At 66.2% G+C, this 23,965-nt stretch carries 22 protein-coding genes; 9 read left to right on the top strand and 13 right to left on the bottom strand.

Annotated elements, in window-relative coordinates:
- Position 1: 1 nt before the first annotated feature.
- From ACRYA2_RS18450 to ACRYA2_RS18425, 6 genes are all read right to left on the bottom strand, one after another.
- Positions 2–556, bottom strand: coding sequence for a class I SAM-dependent methyltransferase (locus ACRYA2_RS18450; RefSeq protein WP_433631449.1), 555 nt, complete (start codon positions 554–556; stop codon positions 2–4).
- 295 nt (positions 557–851) lie between these two features.
- Positions 852–1,253 carry a thioredoxin gene (gene trxA, locus ACRYA2_RS18445; protein ID WP_433631446.1) on the bottom strand — a complete coding sequence of 134 codons (402 nt, stop codon included), beginning with the start codon at positions 1,251–1,253 and terminating at the stop codon, positions 852–854.
- Between the two features lie 373 nt (positions 1,254–1,626).
- Positions 1,627–1,980 carry a DUF7970 domain-containing protein gene (locus ACRYA2_RS18440; RefSeq protein WP_433631444.1) on the bottom strand — a complete coding sequence of 118 codons (354 nt, stop codon included), beginning with the start codon at positions 1,978–1,980 and terminating at the stop codon, positions 1,627–1,629.
- Positions 1,977–2,813: a ParA family protein gene (locus ACRYA2_RS18435; RefSeq protein WP_433631441.1), complete on the bottom strand. Its 837-nt coding sequence runs from the start codon at positions 2,811–2,813 to the stop codon at positions 1,977–1,979. The genes ACRYA2_RS18440 and ACRYA2_RS18435 overlap by 4 nt, the downstream gene beginning before the upstream one ends.
- A 555-nt stretch (positions 2,814–3,368) precedes the next feature.
- Positions 3,369–4,343, bottom strand: coding sequence for an ornithine cyclodeaminase family protein (locus ACRYA2_RS18430; RefSeq protein WP_433631438.1), 975 nt, complete (start codon positions 4,341–4,343; stop codon positions 3,369–3,371).
- 57 nt (positions 4,344–4,400) lie between these two features.
- Positions 4,401–5,561 carry an NAD(P)/FAD-dependent oxidoreductase gene (locus ACRYA2_RS18425; RefSeq protein WP_433631626.1) on the bottom strand — a complete coding sequence of 387 codons (1,161 nt, stop codon included), beginning with the start codon at positions 5,559–5,561 and terminating at the stop codon, positions 4,401–4,403.
- A gap of 169 nt (positions 5,562–5,730) precedes the next feature.
- Between ACRYA2_RS18425 and ACRYA2_RS18420 the strand changes: the two genes are divergently transcribed.
- Both ACRYA2_RS18420 and ACRYA2_RS18415 read left to right on the top strand, forming a co-directional pair.
- On the top strand, positions 5,731–7,794 hold the full coding sequence (locus ACRYA2_RS18420) for a prolyl oligopeptidase family serine peptidase (RefSeq protein WP_433631436.1): 2,064 nt from the start codon (positions 5,731–5,733) through the stop codon (positions 7,792–7,794).
- Between the two features lie 124 nt (positions 7,795–7,918).
- Entirely contained in the window at positions 7,919–8,335 is a 417-nt protein-coding gene (locus ACRYA2_RS18415; protein WP_433631433.1) for an SPW repeat protein, read from the top strand.
- On the opposite strand, the gene ACRYA2_RS18410 is transcribed toward ACRYA2_RS18415, so the two are convergent.
- From ACRYA2_RS18410 to ACRYA2_RS18395, 4 genes are all read right to left on the bottom strand, one after another.
- Positions 8,332–8,580: a hypothetical protein gene (locus tag ACRYA2_RS18410; protein WP_433631430.1), complete on the bottom strand. Its 249-nt coding sequence runs from the start codon at positions 8,578–8,580 to the stop codon at positions 8,332–8,334. The genes ACRYA2_RS18415 and ACRYA2_RS18410 overlap by 4 nt on opposite strands.
- Before the next feature lie 62 nt (positions 8,581–8,642).
- Complete coding sequence (locus ACRYA2_RS18405) at positions 8,643–9,047, bottom strand: HalOD1 output domain-containing protein (protein ID WP_433631428.1); 405 nt, start codon at positions 9,045–9,047, stop codon at positions 8,643–8,645.
- Between the two features lie 176 nt (positions 9,048–9,223).
- Positions 9,224–12,415 (bottom strand): integrin alpha, encoded by a 3,192-nt coding sequence (locus tag ACRYA2_RS18400; RefSeq protein WP_433631425.1) that lies wholly within the window; start codon positions 12,413–12,415, stop codon positions 9,224–9,226.
- A gap of 98 nt (positions 12,416–12,513) precedes the next feature.
- Positions 12,514–13,950, bottom strand: a complete 1,437-nt coding sequence (locus ACRYA2_RS18395) for a hypothetical protein (protein WP_433631423.1) — start codon at positions 13,948–13,950, stop codon at positions 12,514–12,516.
- 167 nt (positions 13,951–14,117) lie between these two features.
- Here ACRYA2_RS18395 and ACRYA2_RS18390 point away from each other — a divergent pair, with 167 nt between their 5' ends.
- The 6 genes from ACRYA2_RS18390 to ACRYA2_RS18365 all read left to right on the top strand — a co-directional run bounded on the left by ACRYA2_RS18390 (position 14,118) and on the right by ACRYA2_RS18365 (position 21,212).
- On the top strand, positions 14,118–14,528 hold the full coding sequence (locus tag ACRYA2_RS18390; protein ID WP_433631420.1) for an EamA family transporter: 411 nt from the start codon (positions 14,118–14,120) through the stop codon (positions 14,526–14,528).
- A gap of 170 nt (positions 14,529–14,698) precedes the next feature.
- The gene (locus ACRYA2_RS18385; protein WP_433631418.1) at positions 14,699–15,274 is read left to right on the top strand and encodes a putative glycolipid-binding domain-containing protein; all 576 of its coding nucleotides are present in this window, start codon (positions 14,699–14,701) and stop codon (positions 15,272–15,274) included.
- Positions 15,275–16,248: 974 nt separating this feature from the next.
- Positions 16,249–17,010 carry an acyl-CoA thioester hydrolase/BAAT C-terminal domain-containing protein gene (locus ACRYA2_RS18380; RefSeq protein ID WP_433631415.1) on the top strand — a complete coding sequence of 254 codons (762 nt, stop codon included), beginning with the start codon at positions 16,249–16,251 and terminating at the stop codon, positions 17,008–17,010.
- Positions 17,011–17,650: 640 nt separating this feature from the next.
- A complete protein-coding gene (locus tag ACRYA2_RS18375; RefSeq protein WP_433631412.1) occupies positions 17,651–18,910 on the top strand; it encodes an ABC transporter permease in 1,260 nt (419 codons plus the stop codon).
- Between the two features lie 306 nt (positions 18,911–19,216).
- Entirely contained in the window at positions 19,217–20,815 is a 1,599-nt protein-coding gene (locus ACRYA2_RS18370; RefSeq protein WP_433631409.1) for an ArnT family glycosyltransferase, read from the top strand.
- An 88-nt stretch (positions 20,816–20,903) separates the two neighbouring features.
- The gene (locus ACRYA2_RS18365) at positions 20,904–21,212 is read left to right on the top strand and encodes a DUF7344 domain-containing protein (RefSeq protein ID WP_433631407.1); all 309 of its coding nucleotides are present in this window, start codon (positions 20,904–20,906) and stop codon (positions 21,210–21,212) included.
- Between the two features lie 71 nt (positions 21,213–21,283).
- Here the strand turns inward: ACRYA2_RS18365 and ACRYA2_RS18360 are convergent, their stop codons facing one another.
- Both ACRYA2_RS18360 and ACRYA2_RS18355 read right to left on the bottom strand, forming a co-directional pair.
- Positions 21,284–21,640: a HalOD1 output domain-containing protein gene (locus tag ACRYA2_RS18360; RefSeq protein ID WP_433631405.1), complete on the bottom strand. Its 357-nt coding sequence runs from the start codon at positions 21,638–21,640 to the stop codon at positions 21,284–21,286.
- Positions 21,633–22,112, bottom strand: a complete 480-nt coding sequence (locus ACRYA2_RS18355) for an Lrp/AsnC family transcriptional regulator (protein ID WP_433631402.1) — start codon at positions 22,110–22,112, stop codon at positions 21,633–21,635. The genes ACRYA2_RS18360 and ACRYA2_RS18355 overlap by 8 nt, the downstream gene beginning before the upstream one ends.
- Before the next feature lie 200 nt (positions 22,113–22,312).
- On the opposite strand from ACRYA2_RS18355, the gene ACRYA2_RS18350 reads away from it, so the two are divergent.
- Positions 22,313–22,660 carry a DUF7344 domain-containing protein gene (locus ACRYA2_RS18350; RefSeq protein WP_433631399.1) on the top strand — a complete coding sequence of 116 codons (348 nt, stop codon included), beginning with the start codon at positions 22,313–22,315 and terminating at the stop codon, positions 22,658–22,660.
- Between the two features lie 134 nt (positions 22,661–22,794).
- Here the strand turns inward: ACRYA2_RS18350 and ACRYA2_RS18345 are convergent, their stop codons facing one another.
- Positions 22,795–23,820 carry a Gfo/Idh/MocA family protein gene (locus ACRYA2_RS18345; protein ID WP_433631396.1) on the bottom strand — a complete coding sequence of 342 codons (1,026 nt, stop codon included), beginning with the start codon at positions 23,818–23,820 and terminating at the stop codon, positions 22,795–22,797.
- Positions 23,821–23,965 lie beyond the last annotated feature (145 nt).

Raw genomic sequence — 23,965 nt, 5'->3', positions numbered from 1 at the left:
CTCAACGACTGGCGACGAAGAGGTACGTTTCGGGGCGTTCGGTCGCGTACTCGACCGTCAGTCCGGCGTCTGTGACCCGTTCGCGCGCACCGTCCAGGTCGTATCGCTCCTCGACCGGCGGGCCGCTCTCGCCCGCTCCCGTGGCCGTCCAGTCGGCGACGACGAACCGCCCGCCGTCGTCGAGGACGCGAGCCACCTCCTCGAGCGCCGCCGCTCCTGCGAACTCGTGGAACGTCATCGTCGAGAAGGCGGCGTCGAGTTCGCCGTCGTCGAACGGGAGGTCCGACACGTCGGCCGTCACGAGGGAGACGTTGTCCGGGACCCCCTTCTCGCGGTACTGGTCGTGCATCGCCTCCTGGACGTCGACCGCGTGAAGGCGTCCGACGAACGGGGCGACGTCGTCGGTGTAGAACCCCGTTCCGCTACCCAGGTCCGCGACGACGTCGTCGCCTGTCGGGTCGAGATTTCCGACGAGTTCCTCCCGGGAGACGTACCGGTAGCGCGACTCGTCCTCCAACTTCTCTGCTCGGTCCGGGTCGAACGTGTGAAAGCCCATTGGTCGCCTATTGGTACGCCGTGGTCTTAAAAGCGCGAGGCCGGCGCCGCCGGGAGTCGCGTTCCCGGTCCGGGGGAGGGCCGTCCTCGTCGTGCACTCGTCGGCCAGTGGTCGGCGGGGGTCCCGAACGTAAACTCCTCGGTCGGCGTTTCGCTCACCGAGTGGGTGTGACTCCGTCGCGTCGGCTCGAGGGGACCGCGTCGATGTGGCCGAGACGAGTACCGTCTCGTCGCGCCGGCCGGGTATCGACGCGACCAGCTTCGGCTTCCGCGTCCGTCATCGGAGTGGAATCCGACTACCCTCCGTGCTGTTCGATCAGGTTCTTCAGGGTCGACTCGTCCTGGACCCCGACCAGCTGCTCCACCGGCTCTCCGTCCGCGTAGAGGAACAGCGTCGGCACACCCTGGACGCCGTTCTGCTGGGCGAGCCCCTGGTGCTGGTCTATGTCGACCTTCGCGACCGCCGCGTCGGTCTCTGCCGCGACGCTCTCGACGACCGGCTCCAGCATCTTGCATGGACCGCACCAGTCTGCGTAGAAGTCGACGAGCACTACGTTCGAGCTTTCGACGAGTTCGTCGAGGTGAGAGCTCCCCTCGACGGAGACTGGCTCGCTCGGGGTTTCGTCCCCACTCTGCTGGTCTTCGCTCAGTATCTCTTCCCGTTTCTTCTGCCGAATGTCTTCGAGTTTGTCGCTCATTCAGTTCGACGTTGTCGCCCGACCGCCTTAACGGTTTTGCACGAGTGGCACAATACGAATGGCCTCTCCGCTGGTACGGGTACTGTCGACGTAGCACTCCCGTTTTCCTCCGAGACTGGCGTACTCCCACAGAGGCGCAGTGCCGCTCGACGGTACAGTCGATCGGTACGATGAGCAAAACGACTCGGTCATTCTTCTGGCGGAATTCGATAGGGAGATTCCCATTCACATACTCGGAAAGTCACCTGCTAAGGTGTCCGAATATATTGGCAGAAATACGCACAGAAATGTTCCTGTATATATAGCCAAATATAAATATAGATGTATGGCGAGATAGCTAACTGGATAACCGCACGACGAAGGTGGATTCGCGCTATCGGCGGCCGTATCCCCAGTCCTTCATGACCTGCTCGACGTCGTCGACGTTCTGGAGGCCAGCTCGAACGAGCGCTTCGCGGACGTCGAGAGCCATGACCTTGTCGCCGTCGAACTGCTGTCCGAGCTGGCGCTCGATCTCCTCGATCTCGGCTGCCGTGTCGTCCTGGACGTAGACGGGGACTGCTTCGCGGTCGGCTTTCACCGTCCGTCGGGCGAAGATAAACGGGAGCGCATCGTCCTCATGCTCCTCCTCGTCCTCCGCGGTCGACGCGACGGCTCCCGAGGAGAAGTCGTCGAGTTCGTCGCCGTAGTCGTCGTCGGTCGCGCCGTAGCGGTCGTCTTTGGTCATGCTTCCACCTCCTGTACGTCGACGGTCCCCTGTTCGACGATCTGGGCGAGATGCTCGAAGTTACCCAGGAGGTCGTGTTCGTACTCGCGGAGATCCCTCGTCTCGTCGCTCTCGGCGAACTCGAAGACGTTCATCTGGCACTTCCAGGCTTCCTTCAGCACGTCTCGCTTGCGAACGCCGAACGGCGTCACCGGTTTCCCCGCCGTTTCGAGTTCTTCGCGCGTTTCGCGGTAGATGTTCGAGTCACCGACCTCGTTGGGCACCACCGCGAGGATACCGAGAGTGAAGTCGTCGTCGAACTTCCGGAATCCGCGTTCCATGCTGTCCAGGGTGTCTTCGAGACCCTCGATGGAGATGCTACCCTTCCGCGTGAGTTCGATGGGGATGAGGACGTTCCGCGCCGCGACGAGGGCGTTGTCGACGAGCACGTTCAGCGTCGCCGGCGGGTCGATGACGAAGTAGTCGTACTCGCCAGCGACGTCTTTCAGTGCGGACCGCAACTGGAACTCTCGCAACGACGTGTTGCGCGCGGCCATCTCGCTCTCGATGTTCGCCAGCCCCTCGTGGGAGGGAACGAGGTCGAAGTCGCCGGTTTCGACGATGAGCGACTCCACGTCCTCGTCCTCTTCGAGCAACACGTCGCCGAGATGTTTTCGGTCGCCGGTTTTCAGCTCCTGCTTGCCCACGTGGTCGGTCAGACTCCCGAGCTGGGGGTCCAGGTCGATGACGAGCACTCGCTCGTCGCGACGGCCCAGTGCGGCGGCGACGTTGGTCGCCATGGTCGTCTTGCCCACGCCGCCGGATTCGCTCCAGAGTGTAATGGCCCGTTTCATACGGTCGGTCGTTATACCCTTCTCCCTCATAAATTCTCGTCAGACAACCGGCTCAAACTATTCAGATGGCTATCTAGTTAGCTATCTGTACAGATATCTATCTGGATATCTATCCAAATAACCGCCGGACGATATCCGGTTGACCCGATGGCAACGGACCAGCGTCATCCCTTGCGGTCAGATATCTATCTAGATAGCCATCTGGATATCCGTCTCCGGCCGGAAACGAGTACCGACGTTACGGCGGGCCGGACAGCATTCTGGGTAGCTACCCGGATAGCTATTCGGAAATGCGGCGACCGGCGCGCTCTCGAACGTTGAGTCAGGTCGGTGGCGAGGTTCTCTCATCGCGACGACGGCCGGGCGCTGCGGTGGACGCGTGGTGACCTCCTGCTGCCTCGGAGGATCCGGCGACTGCGGCTAGATAGCTATCCGGATAGCTTGCCAGATAACTATCTGCAGCGCCGGACTTCGGACTGCGGTCGGGTACCGACGAGAGTACTGTCGAGATAGCTTTCCGGGAAGATAGACAGATATCCGGTAGACGGCGGTACGTTACAGCGAGACGTCGGTACCCCGTCCGGTCGCCCGCGCCCGCTCGAAGACGTGCTCGCTCGCGGCGGCGTCGAGCACCGCCGACCCGACGCTCTCGACGACCAGAATCTCGTCGTTCGACTCCCGTCCGGCGTGCTCCTCGAACAACGCCGAGAGGGGGACGAGATCCGCCTCGGCGACCCCGACCTCCCGGAGATCGCCCACGTCGACCGCTTCCTCGGGGACGTCGGCGAAGACGCGCGCGGCGCGCTCGACGGTCGTCGCGTCGAGTTCGCGCATCTCGGGCGTGTACGCGCCGATGGCGACGACGAGCGTCCCGTCGTCCACGTCCTCGCCGTCGAGAACCGGCGTCGTGCTCGTCGTCGCCGTGACGACGACGGTCGCACCCGCGACTGCCTCTCTCGGCGTCTCGACCGCCTCTACGGGGGCGCGGAGTTCGTCGTCGAGGTCCTCGGCGCAGGCTCGCTTCGAATCGCTCGGCGAGTAGACGCGCACGGCGGCGAGGTCGGTCGCCGCCGCGATGCAGCGCGCCTGCCAGCGGGCCTGCGTCCCGGCCCCGATGACCGCGAGCGTGACTGGCGCGCTCGCGAGCTCTGCGGCCGCGAGGCCGCCGATGCAGCCCGTTCTGGCGTTCGTTATCCGGTTCCCCGCCAGGAAGGCGGCAGGTCGGCCGGTCTCGGCGTCCGTGAGGACGACCTGGGCGTTGACGGTCGGCAGGCCGCGCGTCGCGTTCCCCTCGTGGACGCCGACGAGCTTCGTCGCGTAGTGGTCCGCGCCGTGGACGTACGCCGGCATAGCGAGGCCGGTGCCGAGCGGTTCGTCGCCCGCGATGCCCGCGCCGACGTGGAAGTGCGGGCGGTCGGGTCGCTCGACCTCGCCTCGGCCCTGGCTGACGAACGCCGACCTGACGACCGGGAGGAGTTCGTCGACGTCGAGACACGCCGCCACGTCGGTATCCGAGAGTATCCTGACCATGCCTCGCGTTCGTCCGGTGGGTTTGTGAGCGTTGCGTGGCACCGGCCCCGCCCGCGGTCAGGCCACGTTGCGCTCCTCGACGGTGCGGTCTTCCTCGAAGCGTGCGCTGTCAAGTCCGGATGCGTCGACGAGCGAGATTTCCCCGTCGCAGACGAGTTCCGCGACGATCTGACCGGTGGCCGGCGCGTGCTGGAAGCCGTGGCCGGAGAAGCCGGCGGCGGTGACGAGTCCCGGCACCGTCTCCTCGACGATGGGATGGTGGTCGGGCGTGACGGCGTACAGCCCCGCCCAGCCCCGTCGGACGCGGGAGTCCGGGCCGAAGTAGCCCGCACAGTCTGCCGCTCGCTCGACGGCCGTCGCGGTCCAGTCGAGGTCCGACGAGCGGTCGAACGCGTCCGGGTCGGCGTCGGGGTCGTCGGCCGAGAAGTGACCGCCGACGAGCGCCGCACCCTCCCGCTCCGGCCGGAAGTACGCGCCGGTGTCGAGGTCGACTGTCAGCGGGACCGAGGCCGGGACGGGCGTCTCCGGGTCGACGACCGCTATCTGCCGGCGTTTCGGCGCGATCGGGAGGTCGACGTCGGCCATCGCGGCTACCTCCCGCGCCCAGGGTCCGGCCGCGTTGACCACGAAGTCGGCGTCGACGCGGCCCGATTCCGTCTCGACGCCCGTGACGCCGCCGTCGGCGCGGCGGCCGCCGCGCAGCACGTCGGTCACCGCGACGCCGGTCCGGACGTCCGCGCCGGCCTCCCGCGCTCCGCGGGCGAACCCCTGGAGCGCGAGGTGCGGGTCGGCGAACCCGTCCGTCGGACAGTAGGTGGCGGCGACGAACTGCTCGGCGCGCAGTTCGGGGCAGCGCTCGCGGGCCGCCTCGGGGTCGAGCAGTTCGCTCGGGACGCCGAGGTCGTTCTGCACGGCGACGTTCTCGGCGAACCGCTCGGCGGTGGCGTCCTCGCGAGCGAGAAAGAGGTAGCCGGGACGGCGGTAGGCGATGTCCACGCCGAACTCCGCCTCGAAGTCCTCCCAGGCGTCGACGCTCGCCCGCGAGAGTTCGACGTTGACGCGCGTGGAGAACTGCTGGCGGATGCCGCCCGCGGAGCGTTCGGTGCTGCCCGCGCCGAGCGAGGACCGCTCGCAGACGACCACGTCGACTCCCTGCTCGGCGAGGTAGTAGGCGCTGGCGAGTCCGACGATTCCGCCCCCGACGACGACGATGCGCATGGCCCGAGTACGGACCCGGGCGTAATGGTTTCGTCGGTGGGCCCGGCGGAACGGTCGACGCGCGGGGCCGGTCGGGTTTCCGACCAGCGGGCCCTGCTCCGTGCCGTCCGTACGGGCGTCGGTTTGCTGCAGGACGTACACTGATAACCCCTGCGTCCGGACGTCCACCATGGCAGACACGTTCGACCTCGGCGACTTCTACGACCTGACGCTGGTCGAGGACGTCGCACTGTCGCCCTCTGGCGACCGACTCGCGTTCGTCGCCGACGAGTTCGACCGCTCGGAGGACGACCGTCGAAGCTCGCTGTTCGTCGTCCCGACGGACGGCAGCCGGGAGCCGTACCGACTCACCCGCGCCTCCGACGCGGGGTCGCCGAAGTGGTCGCCCGACGGGTCGAAACTCGCGTTCGTCGCGGCCCGCGAGGAGGACGCCGCGCTCGCCGTTCGGGACGACGCCGACGAGGAGAGCACCGAGGAGGACGGCGACGGATCCGGCACGGGTGCGGAAGAACCGCAGTCGCAGGTCTGGCTGTTCGACCTCGGACGCGGCGGGGACGCCCGGCAGGTGACCGCCCGGGAGGAGGGCGTCCGCGAGTTCGACTGGGGACCCGAGGGCGACCGCGTCGTCGTCGCGTCCCGCGACCCGACCGACGAGCAGGCCGAGTACCTCCGCGAACGCCGCGACGGCGGTCCCGTGGAACTCGAACGTCTCCAGCACAAGGCCGACGGACGGGGCTACCTCGACGACGTGACGACGTACCTCTTCGTCGTGGACGTGGACACCCGCGAGGAACGTCGCCTCGACGACGCCCACGGCGGCGGCGCGTACGAGCCGATGACGGGGATGCAACCCGCGTGGGGCGACGACTGCATCGCGTTCGTCGCGAACCACGGCGAGCGCCCGGACGACGAGAGCGCGATGGACGTGTTCACCGTCGCCCCGGACGGCGGCGACTGCCGACGGCTCACGGACGGCGACGTCGTAGCTCGCGGCCCTCGATGGAGTCCCGAGGGCGACCGACTCGCGTTCGCTGCGGGCGCACCGACGAACTGGCACGTCCCCGACGAGGTGTACGTCGCCGAGCGCGTCGGCGCCGACGACGCCACCTACCGGTCCGTCTCGGCGTCGTTCGACCGTACCGTCGCCCGCGACGGCACCGTTCGCTGGACCGACGAGGAGACGCTGGTCGCGCTCGTCGGCGACGAGGGGAGCACGCGCCTCGTGCGGTGTTTCGCCGACGGGAGCGACCCGGAGCGGACCTTCTCCGCGCAGGGCGAGTACCGAACGGTCCGGGGGTTCGACCTCGCGGGCGACGCGGTGGCCCTGGCGCTCACCGAACCGGACGCGCCGACCGACTGCTACGCGCTCGACGTCGCCGACCTCGACGCCGACGGCGCGGAACCGAGGCGGCTGACCGCGTCGAACGAGACGTTCGTCGAGAGTCACGCGATGCCGGCGTGCGAGCGAGTCACCTACGAGAACGACGACGGCGAAGCGGTCGAGGCCATCACCTACCTCCCGCCCGAGTTCGACCGAGACGACCCCGAGGAGCGTCCGCTCGTCGTCTCCATCCACGGCGGCCCCGTCTCGTACGACGCTCCCGAGTTCCGGTTCGAGTACGCCTACTTCGCCGACCGGGGGTACGTCGTCCTGCGGCCGAACTACCGGGGAAGTAGCTCCTACGGCCGGGCGTTCTCCGAGAGCATCCGCGGCGACTGGGGCCGCCGGGAAGTGGACGACGTCTGCTCGGGCGTCGACCACCTCGTCGACCGCGGCTGGGTTGACCCCGAGCGAACCTTCGCTACCGGGTTCTCCTACGGCGGTATCACGACCGGCTACCTCGTGACGAACACCGACCGGTTCGCGGCGGCCGCCGCCGAACACGGCATCTACGACCTGCGCTCGTCGTACGGCACCGACGACGCCCACAAGTGGTGGGAGAACGACTTCGGACTCCCGTGGGAGCGCCCCGAGGCGTACGACGAGTCCTCCAGCATCACCGACGTGGGCGACGTCGACACGCCGCTGCTGGTCACCGCGGGCGGCGAGGACTGGCGGTGTCCGCCGTCCCAGTCGGAACAGCTCTACGTCAGCGTGAAAAAGCAGGGCGTTCCCGCGAAACTGGTCGTCTACCCCGACGAGCACCACGCCATCGGCGACCCGGACAGAGCGGTCCACCGACTGGAAGCCATCGCCGACTGGTTCGAGTCACACGACCCCGAGAGGGTGTAACGACGCGTTTCCCCAATAGCGCCCTCGTCGTCGGCTCCCCGTAGCGGTTGAACAGTTATCGAAGCTCGATTCCTAGTCGTAAACGGTCGTCGCGGTTTATACGTCATGAATCGTACCTCGGTATATGAGTGAATCAGAAACCGAACGCAGACGGACGACCGAGCAGACGACCGCGGATTCGAACCTGAAGTGGCTCAGCGGCTTCGTGTCGCTCGTCGGCGCGTGGATATTCGTCTCCGCGTTCGTGTACGACACGATGTCGACCGTAAGTTACTGGAACAACGTAATCGTCGGCCTCGCTATCTTCCTGATAGCGGGGTACAACTACTACCGGATGACGAACGGCTACGAGGTCAGCGTCGGTAGCGCCGGATTCGTCGCGCTCCTCGGGCTGTGGATGATACTCGTCCCGTTCGTCATCGCGGACATCGGCGCGGCGTTCTGGAGCGACGTCATCTCTGGCATCGTCGTCGCGGGCATCGCGGGGTACAACGCGTACGCCGGACGCGAGATGAGAACGGGCGCGCCGACCCGGGCCTAGAAATTTTGGCTTTCGTTTTCGAGCTGTCGGATACGGAACGTCACGAGGTGGTGGCGCGTGACGAGCACGGCGAACGCGACCATGACGACGCCGAACAGCGCGTGGTAGGTGAGCGTGCTGCCGAAGTAGAATCCGTTGAGCAGTTGCGCGGCCGCGAGCACGACCGGCCCGAAACTGAACAGGCTGGTCTGTACGGGCCACTCGCGTAGCATCTTCCGGAAGGTAACGTCTCCATTGTCGGTCATCAATCGTTCCTTGACCGTGGTGACGGTTGGGACCACAATACCGTTTCGGTCTTCCCCGGGCGCTACGAACCGTCGCTTCGATTCGGCGAACCGCCGCTCTCGTTCTGCGGTCCGTCGGGGGAATCGCGCGTCGTGCCGGAGTCGTCCTCGGGGTCGTGATCTTCGGGGGCGTAGATGACCAGCGACCCGTCGCCGTGAACGACAATCTCACACCGCTGTGCGGTGAACACGACTTTCCCGTCCGTTCGCGGCGTTCCGTCGTGCTTGTCGTCGAAGATAGCATCGAGCGCGTCCGGGTCCACGCTGTCGTACAGCCACGTCCGGTTCGACTCGTCGTCGCCCACTATCTCTTCGACGGCCCGGATAACTCTCGTGCTCACGTCCTCGTCGGTACCGGAGACCTGATACGCTGCCCTCTCGTCCCGATCAAGGTCCATCGCTCGTTCGGTGATTCGTTCGTTCTTCATGGATGGTTTCTGGTCCCAAGAGATTCGATTACCGTGCCAGACTGGTTACAGGAACAAAAGAATCCCGATTGTAGTTGAATGCAGCGAAGGTACGACCAGTCGCAGCGTCAGCAGAACGCATTCGTCGAACCGTTTCTCCTCCCCTGATTCCGTCGTTAGCGACCGTCGCTCCACGACTATCCACCCCCAGACGCGACGGTCGTCGTCTCCGTGACTTCGGACGCCGCGGGTTCGGTCGTCTCCACGGGTTCGACCGCTTCCGTCTCCGCCGCTGCCGTCTCGGTCGGCTCCGGTTCTGGGACGTCGGTCGACTCCGTCGTCGGCGACTCCTCCGTCACCCGCTCCTCCGTCGCGGTGACCGTGGTGGTCGTCTCGGCGGTGGTTGAGGTCGTCGTGGTCTCGACAGTCGTTTCGGTGGTCGGTGGTCTCTCCTCCGTCGTGGTGGTCCCCCTGGTCGTTGGAGTGGCCGGGGTGGTCGTCGTAGTTGTCGTCGTGGCGGTCGTCTCCGCCGGCGCTTCCAGACACCACGGGCCGGCGTAGGGGTTGAACGGCCGGAACCGGAGGTCGGTGCCGGCGGGGTCAGCGTACAGTTCGACGTAGTCCAGGCCGAACGGCGGGTCCTGGAACTGGGTGGGGTGGACGAGCGTCGTCCCGCTGGCGGGGTCGAGCGAGAAGAGGCTCGTGGCGAACCCGCCGTCGTCGGCGACGAAGCTGACGTGGGCCCGCACCTCCGGGAACTCGCCGTCGACGCGCGCCGCCGAGCAGTTGAGGTAGGTCACCGGCGTTCCAGCGGCCGGACTGTCGCCGAGCTCTGCCGGCCGGACCGCCTCTCCGTTCAGGTAGATGGTCGCCTTCTCCAGGGTCGCCGCGGTCAGCTCGATGCGGAACCGCGAGATGTCGCCGGTGAACCGGTAGGCGTCGGCGTCGCCCGCTATCGCGCCCGTGACCCGGGAACCGCCGCCGGAGATGGCCTCGATGCGGTCCTCGTCGCTGACCGTTATTCGCTCGTCCGGCACCGGCGCGTCGCCGCTCTCGGCGGTCTTCTCGGCGTCACCCTCGACCACGAAGTCGTACCGAACCGGCTCGTCGGCGTTCCCGACGATGACGATGCGGTTCTCCGCCGGCGGTTCCTCCTTCGTCGTAATCGTCGTAGTCGTGGTTGTCGGCGGCTCTTCCGTCGTAGTCGTGGTGGTCGTTTTCTCTGTCGTGGTGGTCGGCGGTTCTTCCTTCGTCGTGGTTGTCGTCGTCGGTGGCCCCTCCTTCGTGGTGGTGGCCGTGGTGGTAGTCGGGGGCTTCTCCGTCGTAGTCGTGGTCGTTTCCCCCGTCGTCTGTTTCGGGACGCATCCGGACACGTCGTTGCGAACCACCCTGAACGAGTTCGGCCCGTCGAACACCCGAATCCGGGTGATGACCTCGTCTGCTGTCGTTCCCGCGAAGACGTTCGTCCCGCTGTAGATGCCAGTGAACGCCTGCATCGAACCGTCGCGGAACCGGAGCACGACCCGCGTGTACTGGTCCGCGGTGACGGTCGCCTTGGTGCAGCCGAACGCGACCGTCACGTCCAGCGGCTCGGTCTTCGGCCTCGGCTCGGGTTTCGGCGTCGTCCTGGTCGGTTTCGTCTCTCCCGGCTTCGGTTCGGTCGGCTTCTCCTCGCGGGTCGTCGTCTTCGTCACCGTCGTCTCGGGCGTCGCCGTCGCGGTGGTCCTCACCGGCGGCGCACCGCCGAACACGACGTACGCCGCTCCGACGTTCGTCTCGCGCGAGTCGTCGTACGGCGCGGCGACGAACAGGTCACCAGCGCCGTCGTCGTTGGCGTCGCCAGCGCCCGCCGCGTCGAAGCCCGCGAGGTCGTTCTCGCTCTCGCCGACGAACTTCGCGTGCGCCCCGGCGAGCTCCTGGGTCGACGCCAGCTGGGACCCGTACAGCAGGTAGGCGGCGCCGGCGTCCGTCCCGCCCTCGTCCTCGTACGGCGCGCCGACGAGGAGGTCGTCGAACCCGTCGCCGTTCGCGTCCTCCGGGAGTGCGACCGACCAGCCGGCGAGGTCACCGGCGCGCTCGCCCGGTAGCGTCACGTTCGCTGCCGCGAGGCTGCGGTCACCGTCCAGGTCCCCGCCGTAGACGACGTACGCCGCGCCCGCGTCCCTCGCCTCGTCGTCGACGTGCGGCGCTCCGACGACCACGTCGGCGGTACCGTCGCCGTCCAGGTCGCCGCCGGACGCGACCGCGAAGCCGGCTTCGTCGCCCTCGTTCGCCCCCGTCAGCGTCGCATTCGCGTCGCCGAGGTCGACAGTCCCCGAGCGACGGAGGTTAGTGACGACGTACGCCGCGCCGGCGGCCGGCGCTGTGGAGGAGGCGTTCGGCGCACCGACCACCACGTCTGCCCCGGAATCGCCGTCCACGTCACCTGCGGCGACGGCGAAGCCGGCGTGGTCGCCCTCGCTCTCGCCGACGAACGTGGCGGCCGCCCCGTCGAGGCTCCGCGCGTTGTCCGGCGAGAGCTCGGTGGGCCCGTCCAGCGATTCGCCAGTGACGAGGTAGGTAGCTCCGGCGTCCTCGGCCCCGGCGTCGGCGTACGGCGCGCCGACGAGCACCCCCGGCGTCTCCCCGCCGTCGCTCCCGGTCGAGGCGTTCGCCATCGTCGTAAGCGACCAGCCCGCGCGGTCACGGGCCCCCGCTCCGACGAGTTTCGCGTCCGCCTCGGCGAGCGGAACAGTCCCCGACAGCGAATCGCCGCCGTAGACGACGTACGCCGCGCCAGCGTTCTTTCCCCCGTCGTCGTCGAGCGGTGCACCGACCACAACGTCCGAGACGCCGTCGTCGTTCAGGTCGCCCGCAGCGACGGCGAAGCCGGCGCGGTCGCCCTCGCTCTCACCGACGATTTTCGCGTCGGCGTCGGCGAGCGACACCGACCCTCGCTCGGCCGGCCCGAAGACGACGTACACCGCGCCCGCGTTGTCGCCCCCCTCGTCGTCGGTCTGCGCCCCGACGAGCAGGTCGTCGACGCCGTCGTCGTTCAGGTCGCCCGCCGACGCGACGCTCCAGCCCGCGCGCTCCTCGGCAGCCGTGCCCGAGAGTTTCACGTCCGCGTTCCCGAGCGGGACGGTGCCCGCCGGTCCGCGCGGCACCGCTCCCCGTCGGTCGGTCGTCCGCTGGTCCGTCGCGTCGCCCGGGGTGGAGCCGACGAGCAGTCCCCCACCGCCGACCAGCAGGCTCGTCGCCACGAACCACGCGACGACCACCACCGCGGCGCTCCGGTAACGCGGGCCGCCCGACGCGTTCTCGCGTCCGCCGTCCGTGCTGCGTCCCGTTCTCCACCCGCGTTCGCCGCAGTCAGCGTCGTCGCTTCGCGGCTGGTCGCCCCCGGACATCTCTACTCCCGTCCGATACTACCGTCGTCGTCTTTGTTATTCAGACCTGGCCGTTCGACAACGCCGGATTTCCGCCGACGGCGAGGCGGTAATCGCGATTACTTCCGGTAACGTCTCCGCCAGATGAGGACGGCGACGACGCCGGCAGCGGCCACGCCGAGCACCCCGGTGTAGTCCGCCAGCCTGCCGGCCGCGGAGGGTGTTGCCGTCGACGTGCTCTCGCCCCCGTCTCCGTCCCCCGCATCGTTTCCGCCCGCATCGGTCGTCGACTGCCCGTCCGTCTCGTCACTCGCGGTGTCCGTTCCAGCGGACTGACCGTCGCTGTCGAGTCGGAGCAACCACCCGTCCTTCCCAGACGCGCCGAACCCTTCGGTCCGGCCGGCCAGCAGGTATCCGCCGTCGCGGGTCTCCACCGCCGGCCACGGCTTGTCCCAGGCGGAACTGCCGTACGACCGGTTCCACCGGACCGAGCCGTCGTCGGCCGTCTTCACGACGAACCCGTCCGCGCTACCGACGCGGCCGGTCAGCGTCCCGCCCGTGAACAGGTAGCCGCCGTCGACCGCCATCGCGGAATCGAGCCAGTCGCGCTCGGGGCCGCCGTAGCGCTGACTCCAGGCGAGGCTCCCGTCGGCGGCGTACGCCAGCACCCAGCCGTCGAGCGCCCCGCCGCGTTCGGTCTCGCCCGCGAGGACTACTCCCGAGTTCTGACCCCGCGTCGCGGCCCAGATGGCCTCCTGGCCCGGACCGCCCCGCGTCCGGTTCCACGCCGGTTCGCCGTCGGGGCCGACCCGGAGCGCCCACGCGTCGCTGTCATCCCGGCTGGCGTCGCCGCCGAGGAAGTAGCCGCCGTCTGGCGCGGGTGCGACCGCCTTCAGCCGCGCCGACGAGTAGCCGTCCGGCGCCGAGTACGCCCGTTCCCACTCCTCGTTCCCCCGGGCGTCGACCGCGACCAGCCAGCCGCCGACGCCGGCGTCGGTCCGGGTCCATCCGGCGAAGGCGTACCGTTCCCCGTCGCTTCCGCCGGACGCTATCGCCGTGAACGCGCCGGTGCCGAGCGTCCGGTCGGCGCGCGTTGTCCCGTCAGGGGCGAGCGAGAGCATCCAGCCTCGTGCTCCCCCGTCGCGGTCCGAGCGGCCGGCCAGCAGGAAGCCAGAGTCGGTGCGTACGACGCCGTACAGTCGGTCGGTTCCGCTCTCACCTATCGTTCGCGTCCACTGCCGGTCGCCGCTCGCGTCGACCTTCACCACCCATCCGTCGCGGTCTCCACCGCGCTCGGTCCAGCCTGCGAGTACGAACCCGCCGTCCTCCGTCCGGACCACGTCGGCGAACGTGTCCTCGCCGGCATCGCCGTACGTCCGGTTCCACCGCTCCGGCGGGGCCGCGTCGTCCGTCTGCGCCCCGCTCGCGACGAGCGCGCTCGCGCCACCGCTGGGGCCGCTCTCGCGGTCGTGGACGTGTGCGTGGCCGCCGGCGGCTGCGACGGCGCTTGCGGCCGCGACCGCCAGCGCGAGGACGAACAGTGTTGCGCGTCGCATGGCCGTCCGGTCGCCCGCCCGGCAGTTTGTTATGCTCGTCCTGAGCCAGCGAAAAGCGACGGCTCACGACCGGTAGAGCCCTCCTTCTGACGGCTTCGGGGGCCGGCGAGCGTTCGCGTCTCGCCGATACCGGAATCCATTCCTCGTCGGCGCGTGACCGTCGACGCATGCGAACGGCAGTGTTGTTCGCGGTCGTCGGGATGGTCGACTGGGGGTTCTGGGCGCTGTTCGCCGACCTGGCGACGGAGACGCTGTCGCCCGAGGCGGCGATGGTGATCTCCTACGCCGGCGGCGTCGCGGTCGCACTCGGATACATCGCCGCCGGTCCCGGCTCTGTGTCGCTGTCGGGACCGGGCGTCACGTACGCGCTGGCCGGGGGTCTCTTCTCCGGCGTCGGTGCGATAAGCTACTACGCCGCCCTGAAGAGCGGGAGTGCGGCGGTCGCGACGACCGTCACCGGACTCTACTTCGTCGTCGCGGCCGTTCTCGCAGTCCTCGTCCTCGGCGAGTCGCTGTCGGCGAAAGACGTGGCCGGCGTCGCGCTGGCCGTCTGCGCCGTGGCGCTGCTCGCCTCCTGACGTCGACAAGAGCACGCTTCCTAAACCGTATGGCGCTATACTATTGCCACCGTCGCTGAACTCGCATGTACCGTACAGTTCGGTAGTTTTACTCGATACAGAGCGCCTATCATAGCCGTCTGTATATTAGACACGGTGACATTATCTAGTATCGCACTAATTGTCGTGGCATGAATCGAGACATATACTGGATACCGGCCGCCGGATTCGGAATCGAATCGCTTCATCTCATCGAGGACTCGGCAGGTGTCGATGCGGAGAGTGTCGTCGTCAGTTCGATCAACGGTGAGTCGTTCCGTGTCCGATACGAGATCGAGTGTGACCGTCACTATCGCGTTCAGAGGGTGTCGGTTTCCACCCTTGGCCGGGAATCGAAATCGATCTCACTCCGGGCCGACAGGGAGGGCAATTGGACTGACGGTCAAGGAGAGACGGTGTCGAGACTAAATGGATGCACCGATGTAGACATCTCGGTAACGCCGTTCACGAACACGCTCCCGATTCGACGCTTGGAACTCGACCAGAGCGAATCGACCGAGATCGAGACTGTCTATATTTCCGTACCCGATTTACGTGTCGAGACTGCCTCTCAGAAGTACATATGTCTCGACCCGCTCGACGAGGATGGCGGGCGGTATCGCTACGAGAGCATATCCAGCGGCTTCAAGGCCGAGTTACCGATTGACTCGGATGGACTCGTCATTGATTACCCGGAACTATTCGACCGGGTCTACCCTACCGAGTGAGTCACGACGATTATTTCACTCGAAGGTGCGAGTGCGGTCGGAAAGACGACCACCGCCGAGGCGCTTTGCGACGAGTTCGACGCTTACCACGTGCCCGAGGTGAACGCACCTTTCGATACGTCTAACGAGGATTCAACGACATGGTACTTCGAGCGTCAGTGTGACCGCTGGGAAATCGCCGTTGACCGCGAGAGAGCGACTGGATGCGATGAGACCACTACCGTACTCGGACCAATAGCTGATACGGACATCCAGTACTCGGGAGAAGAACCTTAAGATAAACTGAACGAAATAGCTCTTGTCTAACCAAGATGGCTCCTGAACGCCGCTCTCGACGCGAATTACTGGCGTCAGCAGCGGCCATCGGCACAGTCGCTACCGCCGGATGTCTCACTGGTTCACTCTTCGGCGGGAATAGGGGGTCTATCCAGGCTCCGGCTCAGACCACGGTCGGCGACCCGCTTCGCGTTCGCCTGTCCGATTTCGAGCCAGAAACCTCGGTTACGCTCGATTTCGTCGCCAACGATGCTCGGGGCCGCACGTTCGAGGGCTCGTGGTCACTCCGAACTGATAGCCACGGGGAAGCCACGCTCTCGACTACCGACCTAACGGCTAATGCGCCGAAGTCGACGTGGTACGGGTCGGAGGGGGGCCTCCAGGTGGCAGATCGATCGAAGGTCGACATGATTCTTCACCGACTGTCCTCAGCGGGCCTCTTCTCGTCGCCGTCTAATTTCGTCATGGGCGACCGGACCAGGGCCGAACTTGCGTTTCGGGCACGCTCCGGCCTTCTCGAACGCTCTGAAGCTCGTGATTCACAGCGTCGAGTCCTCATCGATCCAGGGATCTCACGACAGCCAGTCGAAACGAACGGACTGGTTGGATGGCTCTACGAGCCATCAACATCAGGGCCGCATCCACCCGTACTCACACTTCACGGTTCGAACGCCGCTGTCCCGCATCGACTGAGCAAGATGCTGGCAACGCAGGGATACGCGACTCTCGCGTTACAGTACTTCCACGCGCCCGGGTTGCCCGAATCGCTGAAAGAGATTCCACTCGAATACTTCGACAGAGCAATTCAATGGCTAACGCATCGACCGGCGGTTCGCGACGGGAGAATCGGAGTTCTCGGGATTTCACGTGGGGTCGAAGCCGCCTTACTGACCGCAGCCAACTACGACGGGCCGGCGACAGTGATCGGCTACTCCGGTGGGGGCGTCGTCGGCCACGGGGTTGCCGGGGTCCCTCCGAGGGCGTTCATCGGTCGCCCCGCGTGGACTCGAAACGGGAAGCCGGTGGCAGGGTCGGACCCGGTTGGAATCGTCTTCGACGCGGTCAAAGACACCCATCAGCATCGCTGTGAGATCGAATCTCTCCCGGACTCGATTCGATCCCGCGTCCCGGACGAGACCCTCCAACGGGTCCTCGTTCCGGTCGAGGATATCGACGGACCCGTACTGTTGCTCGCTGGAGTGGACGATCGAGAGTGGCCGTCCGCTCCCGTGTCAGCATTGACTATCAGTCGGTTACAACGACGCGACTATTCACATCCGTACGGCCTTCGGGCGTACTGTAATGCCGGCCACGTGTTCGGCATGCCGTATGCCGACTACACGGGCAGCCCCTCGAACGACGAGAGGGGTGGCACCTCGAGAGCGAATGCACGGGCCGCAGCGAACTCCTGGCCACTCGTTCTCGATTATCTAGACCGTGGCCTCAAACAGGAAGCGTAGCACGTGAGCCTGTAGCCGATACAGGAGACGCGGGTCTTCTCCACTCGAGTTGGTGTGTAGTCGGTTTGCTCGTGGAAGTCGCAGTGACTGGCGAGTACAATCTGTCGCCAGTCGTGACGGCGAACACGACGTCGAGGTGGAGCGGTCCTCTCCCCCGAGGAAGTAGCGCTGTGGGTCCTTGCTCTGGTTTCTCGACTCCGCCCGATAGAGTGGAAGTGGCTCTCCGTGAGTTCGTCGACGATGCAGGCGTTCGTCCTCTCCATCCACATCGTCGGGCTCTGGCGAGCGTGCCGCCGAATTTCTCTTCGGGCTCCTCCGGAGGGAAGATGGGGATTTCCCCTCGACAGGCGTTGTTATCTCTATTGGCTCCCCGATTATCGTCTATTCCGGCATAATCCGACGTTTCAGGCCATTAATCCGCCGTTTCTATCTCGTGGCTTTTTGTCCGGTGAACGCGTAACGCAGTCGGGGGAACGGGAATGGCAGCATCGAGGAACGACAACGTACGAAGAGTAACACAGACGGACCGGAGGTTCTCAACCGACGGTGAACTAGCGGATGGGAGGGTCCTGCGGACCGACGGTGGCGAGGGAACCTCGCCGGCCGCACCGTCGAATCGAGCGGGGCGAGACGGCCGGGGATGAACGCACTCGAGAGCCTGCGCATCAGCCTGCGCAACATCCGGGAGCACAAGCTCCGCTCCGCGCTGACGACGCTGGGCGTCATCATCGGCGTCGCCGCCGTCATCACGTTCGTAACGCTGGGAGCGAGCCTGCAGGCCGACATCGTCCAGACCGTGGCGGGAGGCAACGCCGCGACATTGTACGTCTCCGCACAGTCGGAGGGCAACACCGGCCTTCCGGACCTCGGCGGCGGCGGAGAGACCGTGTTCACCGAACACGACGTGAACGGCATCCGGTCGCTTCGCGGCGTCGAAGCGGCGGTCCCGCAGAGCGGTATCGCCGCGTCGTCCGTCGAGTACGACAACTCGACGGTGAGCCGTCAGTGGGTGACGGTGACGTCGCCGTCGTACTTCGACGTCAGGAACCAGGAGTTCGTCGCCGGCGGTGCGTTCCAGAGCGGCCAGCGCGAGGTCGTACTGAACCGGCCTGCGGCGCAGATGTTCGCCGCTGGCAACGTCTCGGTCGGCGATACGATAACCATTACGCGAGCGGCCAACGGCGAGCCGCTGAACGCCACAGTGGTGGGCATCGTCGAACCGACCGAGCAGTCCGCACTCGGAATCCAGGAAGGGCCCCAGCCGGAGATATACGCGCCGACGGACCCGTTCTACCAGCGGACCGTCTTCAGTCCGTCGGCGAACGAGAACCAGCGCGTCTACGGGCGGATACTCGTACTCGCCAAGAGTACGCAGCAGGTCGACGCCGTTCAGGGCCGCGTGTACACCTATCTCGGCGAACAGTCCGACGCCCGCCAGCTGAAGCGACGCGGGTACACGTTCAAGGTCACTACCCAGGACGAACTCGTCGCGCAGGTCCGGCAGGTGAGCAACACGTTCACCGCCTACATCACTGGCATCGCTCTCATCTCGCTCGTCGTCGGCTCCATCGGCATCGCGAACATCATGCTGGTGTCGGTGACGGAGCGAACGCGGGAGATCGGCATCATGAAAGCGGTGGGCGCGCAGAACAGCGACGTGCTCCAGCTGTTCCTGCTGGAGGCGGTGCTGCTCGGCGTCTTCGGCTCGACGGTGGGCGCGCTCGTCGGGCTCGGCGGTGGGTACGTCGCCGCGCAGCTCATCGGACTACCGCTCGCAGTCCGCTTCGAGTGGCTGGGCATCGCCGTCGTGGTGGGGCTGGTCGTGGGGGCGCTGGCGGGGCTATACCCCGCCTGGGACGCCTCGCGAACCGACCCTATCGACGCGCTGCGGTACGAGTAGCGGTCCCGCCGCGTTCGACGCGTGGACGGACGGTAGGCCGCCCGAACTGGGTGGTGCTGCGTTCGTCCTCTTTTACCGCCGTGAACTGTGGCCAATCCGTCGTTACCGTCGATTGACAGCGGTGAAACCGACGGAACTCCACGGATAGGTTGGGCCTACGCGACGATAGCCACTGGATAACAAAGAACGTGTCCGGCGACAGGGTTTCCGGAGACTGCGGTCGTCGACGGGACGACCTCGTTTCGAATCATGGCCCGGGAGCAGACGCACACGACCCAAGAGACGGACTCCACGGAGAGTCGTATAATGGACGACGGTCGGGGAAAGGTGGTCGGTGAACTTCTCTGGATGATCCCCGCCCTCGTCGCCGGCGTCTGCATCTTCCTCTTCTACCTCGCATCCCACCAGTACCCCGCGTTCGGTGCGGGACTGTACTTCCGCATCGCGGAGGAGATAGTCGCCAACGGGTACGCCCTTCCGGAGCGTATCCCGGGTTACACTGCCGACGGCGTTCCCTTTGCCTATCCGCCGTTGATGTTCTACGTCCTCGCGGTGCTCCAGGACCTGACAGGCCTGCGAGCGGTCACCATCGCGCGCTTTCTCCCGGGTATAGTCAGCGTGGCCTACCTCGTCCCGCTGTACTTTCTCGCCCGGGACCTGCTCGATTCACGCACCCAGGCGGCGCTAGCGGCGTTCGTCGTCGCCGTCAGCCCGCCGGTGCTCCAGTGGCACATCTCCGCCGGCGGCATCGTCCGTGCGCCCGCCACCCTGTTCGCGCTGACGGGCATCTACGCCGGTCTGCGATTGTTCCGATACGCCGAACGCCGCTGGCTCGTACCGGCGATGGCCGCGTTCGCGCTGACGATACTCACGCATCCGGTGTACACCGTCTTCTTGGCCGTGAGCGTTCTCCTGCTGTACGTCAGCTTCGACCGCTCGGTCCGGGGGTTCGCCTACGGAGCAGCAGTCGCGGTCGGCGGCGTCGTCCTCACCGCGCCGTGGTGGGCGCAAGTACTCGCGACCCACGACCCCGCGGTGTTCGCCGCTGCAGCGGGCACCCACGGCGGCATCGGCAGTAGTATCCCGACGGTCGAAGAGTTCGTCCAGCGTTTCCTCGGCGAGACGCTGTTCCTGTCGATATGGAAGGTGGTTCCAATCGTCGGCTGTCTCTACCTCCTCGCGCGGCGGCGCTACTTCCTGCCGGCGTGGCTGGCCACCGTCATCCTCACCGTCGAGAAGCCGCGATTCGTCTTCCTCGTCGGCGCGCTCGTCAGCGCGGCGTTCCTCCTCGACGGACTCCTGCCGCGTCTACGACGCGAGGCCGCTGCGCTCGACAGGGAAGAGATGGTCGCTTTCTCCGTCGTCGTGTTCGTCGTGCTCGGCGTGAGCACCGGCGCGCTGTACGCCGCCGGCGGCGTCGACGCCCACGCCGGCAGCCCCTCCCTCCCCCAGTTCGTCGACGACGGCGAGGTGTCGGCCATGGACTGGGCCGAACGGAGCACGTCTCCGGACGCCCGGTTCGTCGTCCTCGGCGACGCCGCCGAATGGTTCCCACAGCAGACCGGCAGGACCATCCTCGTCGGACCGTGGGGCGTGGAGTGGGAGGGACAGGACGCCTACCGCGAGCAGCTACATCAGTTCCGACGGACGTCGCGCTGCGAGAACGCCCTCTGTCTCTCCGGGGAACTGCAGCAGGCGGGCGTCCATCCGGACTACGTCTTCGTCCCGAAGGGCAAGTACACCATCCGAGGGATAAAGAAGACCCGGGGCGAGGCGATGGTGACGACGATGCTCTTCTCGCCGCAGTACCACCTCGCCTTCGAGAACGACGACGTCGCCGTCTTCCGGGTCGCCGACGGATGGCCGACCTTCGATTCGTCCGCGAGTGCTCCCGAGCCGAGCTGATGGACGACATTGTGCTATAACGGACAGAAGAGCGCAAAAATTTCCAGAGTCGTACTTCACATACGCACCCGTGGCTTCCCTGGGAAGGATGGGAGAAAACGAGAAAGACGAGAGCGTTTCACCGACGACGATATTCGACGTGTTGGCGCACGCTCACAGGCGAGTCGTCCTCGCGCGACTTCGGGCGGACGGTCCCTGCGAGTTCGCGGCCCTGACCGACGCCGTCGCTCGTCACGAGGACGAGACGCCGGTCGAGCGCCTCCGTGTTTCGCTGCGACACCACCACCTGCCGAAACTGGAAGATTCGGAGTTCGTCCGCTGCGACGCGGGCCGGGTCGTCCCCACCGAACGATGCGCCGCCGTCGACCCGTACCTCGCGCTCGTGGAGGACGAGTGAGCGTCGAGGCGGTCGTCGGCACGCTCGTCGACGTCCGCCCGTCGTCCGTCCGAACTGACGGCGTCCGTCGGCTACCCTCCGTTCGATTCCGTCGAGGCCCTCGGTCGCTCCGTCTCGTCATCGCGTCGGAACTCGATGCGTCCCCGCTCGAACACGGTCACCTCGTAGCCGTGGTAGGAGAACGCCACCTTCCCGTTCGCTCGGACGTCTCCCTCGACGGCCGGCTGGAACAGTTCGTCGAGCGCGTCCCCGTCGACGGTCCAGTACAGCGGGTCGAGTTCCGTCCTCTCCGTCCCCGTTATGTCTCGTATCGCGGCGGGGATGACGACGCTCGGCGGAACGCTCTCGTGGTCGTAATCGACGCAGTACGTCTTCGTGTCGGGGTCGTACTCGGGCGAGGCCACTTCGGTCGTCGGTCGATCACTCATGATTCTCCTCGTCGGCGATGTGCTCGCCGAAATGGTCGAACGGCTGGATGTGCGTGCTCTTGAGCACCTTGGAGTTGACGACGTCGAGGCCTCGCTCGCTGAGTTCGTCGGTGATACGGGCCATGTCGTCGGTGTCCGTGCTGACAGCCTCTATCTGGACGTTTTCCTCCCCGTTCAGCACTTCGTGGATGGTGACGACGCCATTCACGTCACGGGCTTTCTTCGCCAGCTGCTCTCGTCGCGGATTCGGCGCTCTGCAGATGAAGAAGACGTGGAGTTGCAGGCCCGCCCTGTCGTAATCGACGTCCGGGTGATAGCCGCGGATGACGCCTCTCTCCTCCATCTTCTCGATGCGGTTGCGTACCGTACTGGCCGACACGCCGACCTCCTCCGCCATCTCTTCTGTCGTTACGTCACGGGCATCGTTCTGGAGCATGTAGAGAATACCCTTGTCCGTGTCGTCGAGGTTCATCGACTCTTCACGGAACCCCAAGGACCTCTTCTCTAATGGCCTTTTCGCAACAATTGCAAAATATAGTTTAGTATGCGAATATATTCTGTAGAAATATGCGAAATTAGCAGTATGGGGCCCCCCGTTCGAATTTACGAATTGACATTTGCGAAATTCATAAATAGGTAAACGTTGTGAACATTACGAGAAGGGACTGTACGATGACGGATACAGGCTCCGATCGTGACGAGGGTGATGGAAGCAGTGGGGGGACGTCGTTCGACGAACTTCTCGAGGTAGTCGCCGACCAGCACCGCCGATCCGTCCTCTACTGCCTCCAGGATACCGACGGAGACGTCGCCTCCTTCGAGGAGTTACGGGAGCATCTTCTCGCTCACGACCTCGACGACTCAAAACGGGCGACCATCGCGCTCCATCACAGGATACTCCCGAGGTTGGAAGACGCCGGCCTCGTCGAGTACGACGCCCGGAGCGACACCGTGCGGTATCGGGAAGGCGACCTGGCGGAACGCCTGCTGGACCGTCTGGCCGACGTGGAGAAGCGATAACCCCGGCGAACGCAAAGCCCGTAGTCGCGTACCGCCCCGCGACAGTCGCGAGTCTCGCCGGGAAGCGACGCGTCGGGTCTCCTGGGCGCGGTCGGTGCCGTCAGTTGTGGGGTTCGAGTCCGCGTTCGCCGCGGTCAGACGTCGAGGTCGACCGAGACGCGCTCGCCGCTCCGGGCTGATTCGTAGGCCGCTTCGGTGAGCGCGGTGACGGCGAATGCGTCCCGGGCGGTGGCGGGCGGCGTCTTCCCCTGGCGCACGCAGTCGACGAACGTCTCGGCCTTGGTGTCGCCGTGGTCCCGCCGGATGTACGGGACGACGTCCGTGCTGTCCTCCTCGATCTTCGTCAACTGGCGGGGTTCCCACTGGCGCCCCTCGAGATATATCGCGCCCTCGTCGTCCCACGTGTGGATGTGTTCGCGGACGCACGGAGCGTCGCTGAACACGGAGACGCTCGCTCTCGCGCCCTCTGCGAACTCGACGTTCAGCAGCGCCTCCACGTCGACCCGTCGCTCCTCGTCCGCGAACTCCATGTCCGCGCGGACCGCAGTGGGGGTCAGGCCCGTCGTCCAGAGAACGGCGTCGAGGAGGTGGCTCCCCGTGTCGTAGAGGTTGCCGCCGCCGGAGAGGTCGGGATTCGCGCGCCACGTGTCCTCGAAGCGGTCGATCCAGTTCTGGGTTATCTCGGCGGTGACGAACGTCGGCGTTCGGTCGCCGTTGGCCCAGCGTTCGCGTGCCTGGACGAACGCCGGGTTGAGGTGGCGCTGGTAGCCGACCATCAGCACCTCGTCGCCGGACTCGCTGCGCTCGACGAGTTCGCGGGCCTGCTCGCGGTCAGTCGTCAGCGGCTTGTCACAGAGGACGTGCAGGTCCCGGTCCAGCGCCGCGGTCACCTGCTCGTAGTGGAACGCGTGCGGCGTCCCGACGAGCACGGCGTCGAGGTCTTCCTCGTCCAGCATCGTCTCGTAGTCCTCGTACTGGGACCCGTGGCCGACGTACAGTTCCTCTCCTGCCTCCTGGAGCGCCGCCTCGCTCACGTCGGCGATGGCGACGACCGTGGAGCGACGGTCCCGCATGAACCCCGCGCCGACGGTCTTGCCGATGAATCCGCCGCCGACGACGCCGACCCGCAACTTTTCCGGCTCCGGACTACTCTTCGCCATACGCCACCTCCGAGTGACACTCCATGGGCGTCGTTTCCGAGACCAGTTCACTTAATTCGTGTTGTATTCGAGGCGTCGAAGCACTACGCACGCTGGTATATCGGGCACGACGGAACGTCTCCGACGGTTTCATGTCTCGCTCCGC

The sequence above is a fragment of the Halomicrococcus pelagicus genome, from assembly GCF_050954125.1.
This window is presented reverse-complemented; position numbering and strand designations above follow the sequence as displayed.

Coding starts and splice junctions, on each gene's coding strand:
- ACRYA2_RS18450 (WP_433631449.1), bottom strand. CDS start 556: ATGGGCTTTCACACGTTCGACCCGGACCGAGCAGAGAAGTTGGAGGAC.
- trxA (WP_433631446.1), bottom strand. CDS start 1,253: ATGAGCGACAAACTCGAAGACATTCGGCAGAAGAAACGGGAAGAGATA.
- ACRYA2_RS18440 (WP_433631444.1), bottom strand. CDS start 1,980: ATGACCAAAGACGACCGCTACGGCGCGACCGACGACGACTACGGCGAC.
- ACRYA2_RS18435 (WP_433631441.1), bottom strand. CDS start 2,813: ATGAAACGGGCCATTACACTCTGGAGCGAATCCGGCGGCGTGGGCAAG.
- ACRYA2_RS18430 (WP_433631438.1), bottom strand. CDS start 4,343: ATGGTCAGGATACTCTCGGATACCGACGTGGCGGCGTGTCTCGACGTC.
- ACRYA2_RS18425 (WP_433631626.1), bottom strand. CDS start 5,561: ATGCGCATCGTCGTCGTCGGGGGCGGAATCGTCGGACTCGCCAGCGCC.
- ACRYA2_RS18420 (WP_433631436.1), top strand. CDS start 5,731: ATGGCAGACACGTTCGACCTCGGCGACTTCTACGACCTGACGCTGGTC.
- ACRYA2_RS18415 (WP_433631433.1), top strand. CDS start 7,919: ATGAGTGAATCAGAAACCGAACGCAGACGGACGACCGAGCAGACGACC.
- ACRYA2_RS18410 (WP_433631430.1), bottom strand. CDS start 8,580: ATGACCGACAATGGAGACGTTACCTTCCGGAAGATGCTACGCGAGTGG.
- ACRYA2_RS18405 (WP_433631428.1), bottom strand. CDS start 9,047: ATGAAGAACGAACGAATCACCGAACGAGCGATGGACCTTGATCGGGAC.
- ACRYA2_RS18400 (WP_433631425.1), bottom strand. CDS start 12,415: ATGTCCGGGGGCGACCAGCCGCGAAGCGACGACGCTGACTGCGGCGAA.
- ACRYA2_RS18395 (WP_433631423.1), bottom strand. CDS start 13,950: ATGCGACGCGCAACACTGTTCGTCCTCGCGCTGGCGGTCGCGGCCGCA.
- ACRYA2_RS18390 (WP_433631420.1), top strand. CDS start 14,118: ATGCGAACGGCAGTGTTGTTCGCGGTCGTCGGGATGGTCGACTGGGGG.
- ACRYA2_RS18385 (WP_433631418.1), top strand. CDS start 14,699: ATGAATCGAGACATATACTGGATACCGGCCGCCGGATTCGGAATCGAA.
- ACRYA2_RS18380 (WP_433631415.1), top strand. CDS start 16,249: ATGCTGGCAACGCAGGGATACGCGACTCTCGCGTTACAGTACTTCCAC.
- ACRYA2_RS18375 (WP_433631412.1), top strand. CDS start 17,651: ATGAACGCACTCGAGAGCCTGCGCATCAGCCTGCGCAACATCCGGGAG.
- ACRYA2_RS18370 (WP_433631409.1), top strand. CDS start 19,217: ATGGACGACGGTCGGGGAAAGGTGGTCGGTGAACTTCTCTGGATGATC.
- ACRYA2_RS18365 (WP_433631407.1), top strand. CDS start 20,904: ATGGGAGAAAACGAGAAAGACGAGAGCGTTTCACCGACGACGATATTC.
- ACRYA2_RS18360 (WP_433631405.1), bottom strand. CDS start 21,640: ATGAGTGATCGACCGACGACCGAAGTGGCCTCGCCCGAGTACGACCCC.
- ACRYA2_RS18355 (WP_433631402.1), bottom strand. CDS start 22,112: ATGAACCTCGACGACACGGACAAGGGTATTCTCTACATGCTCCAGAAC.
- ACRYA2_RS18350 (WP_433631399.1), top strand. CDS start 22,313: ATGACGGATACAGGCTCCGATCGTGACGAGGGTGATGGAAGCAGTGGG.
- ACRYA2_RS18345 (WP_433631396.1), bottom strand. CDS start 23,820: ATGGCGAAGAGTAGTCCGGAGCCGGAAAAGTTGCGGGTCGGCGTCGTC.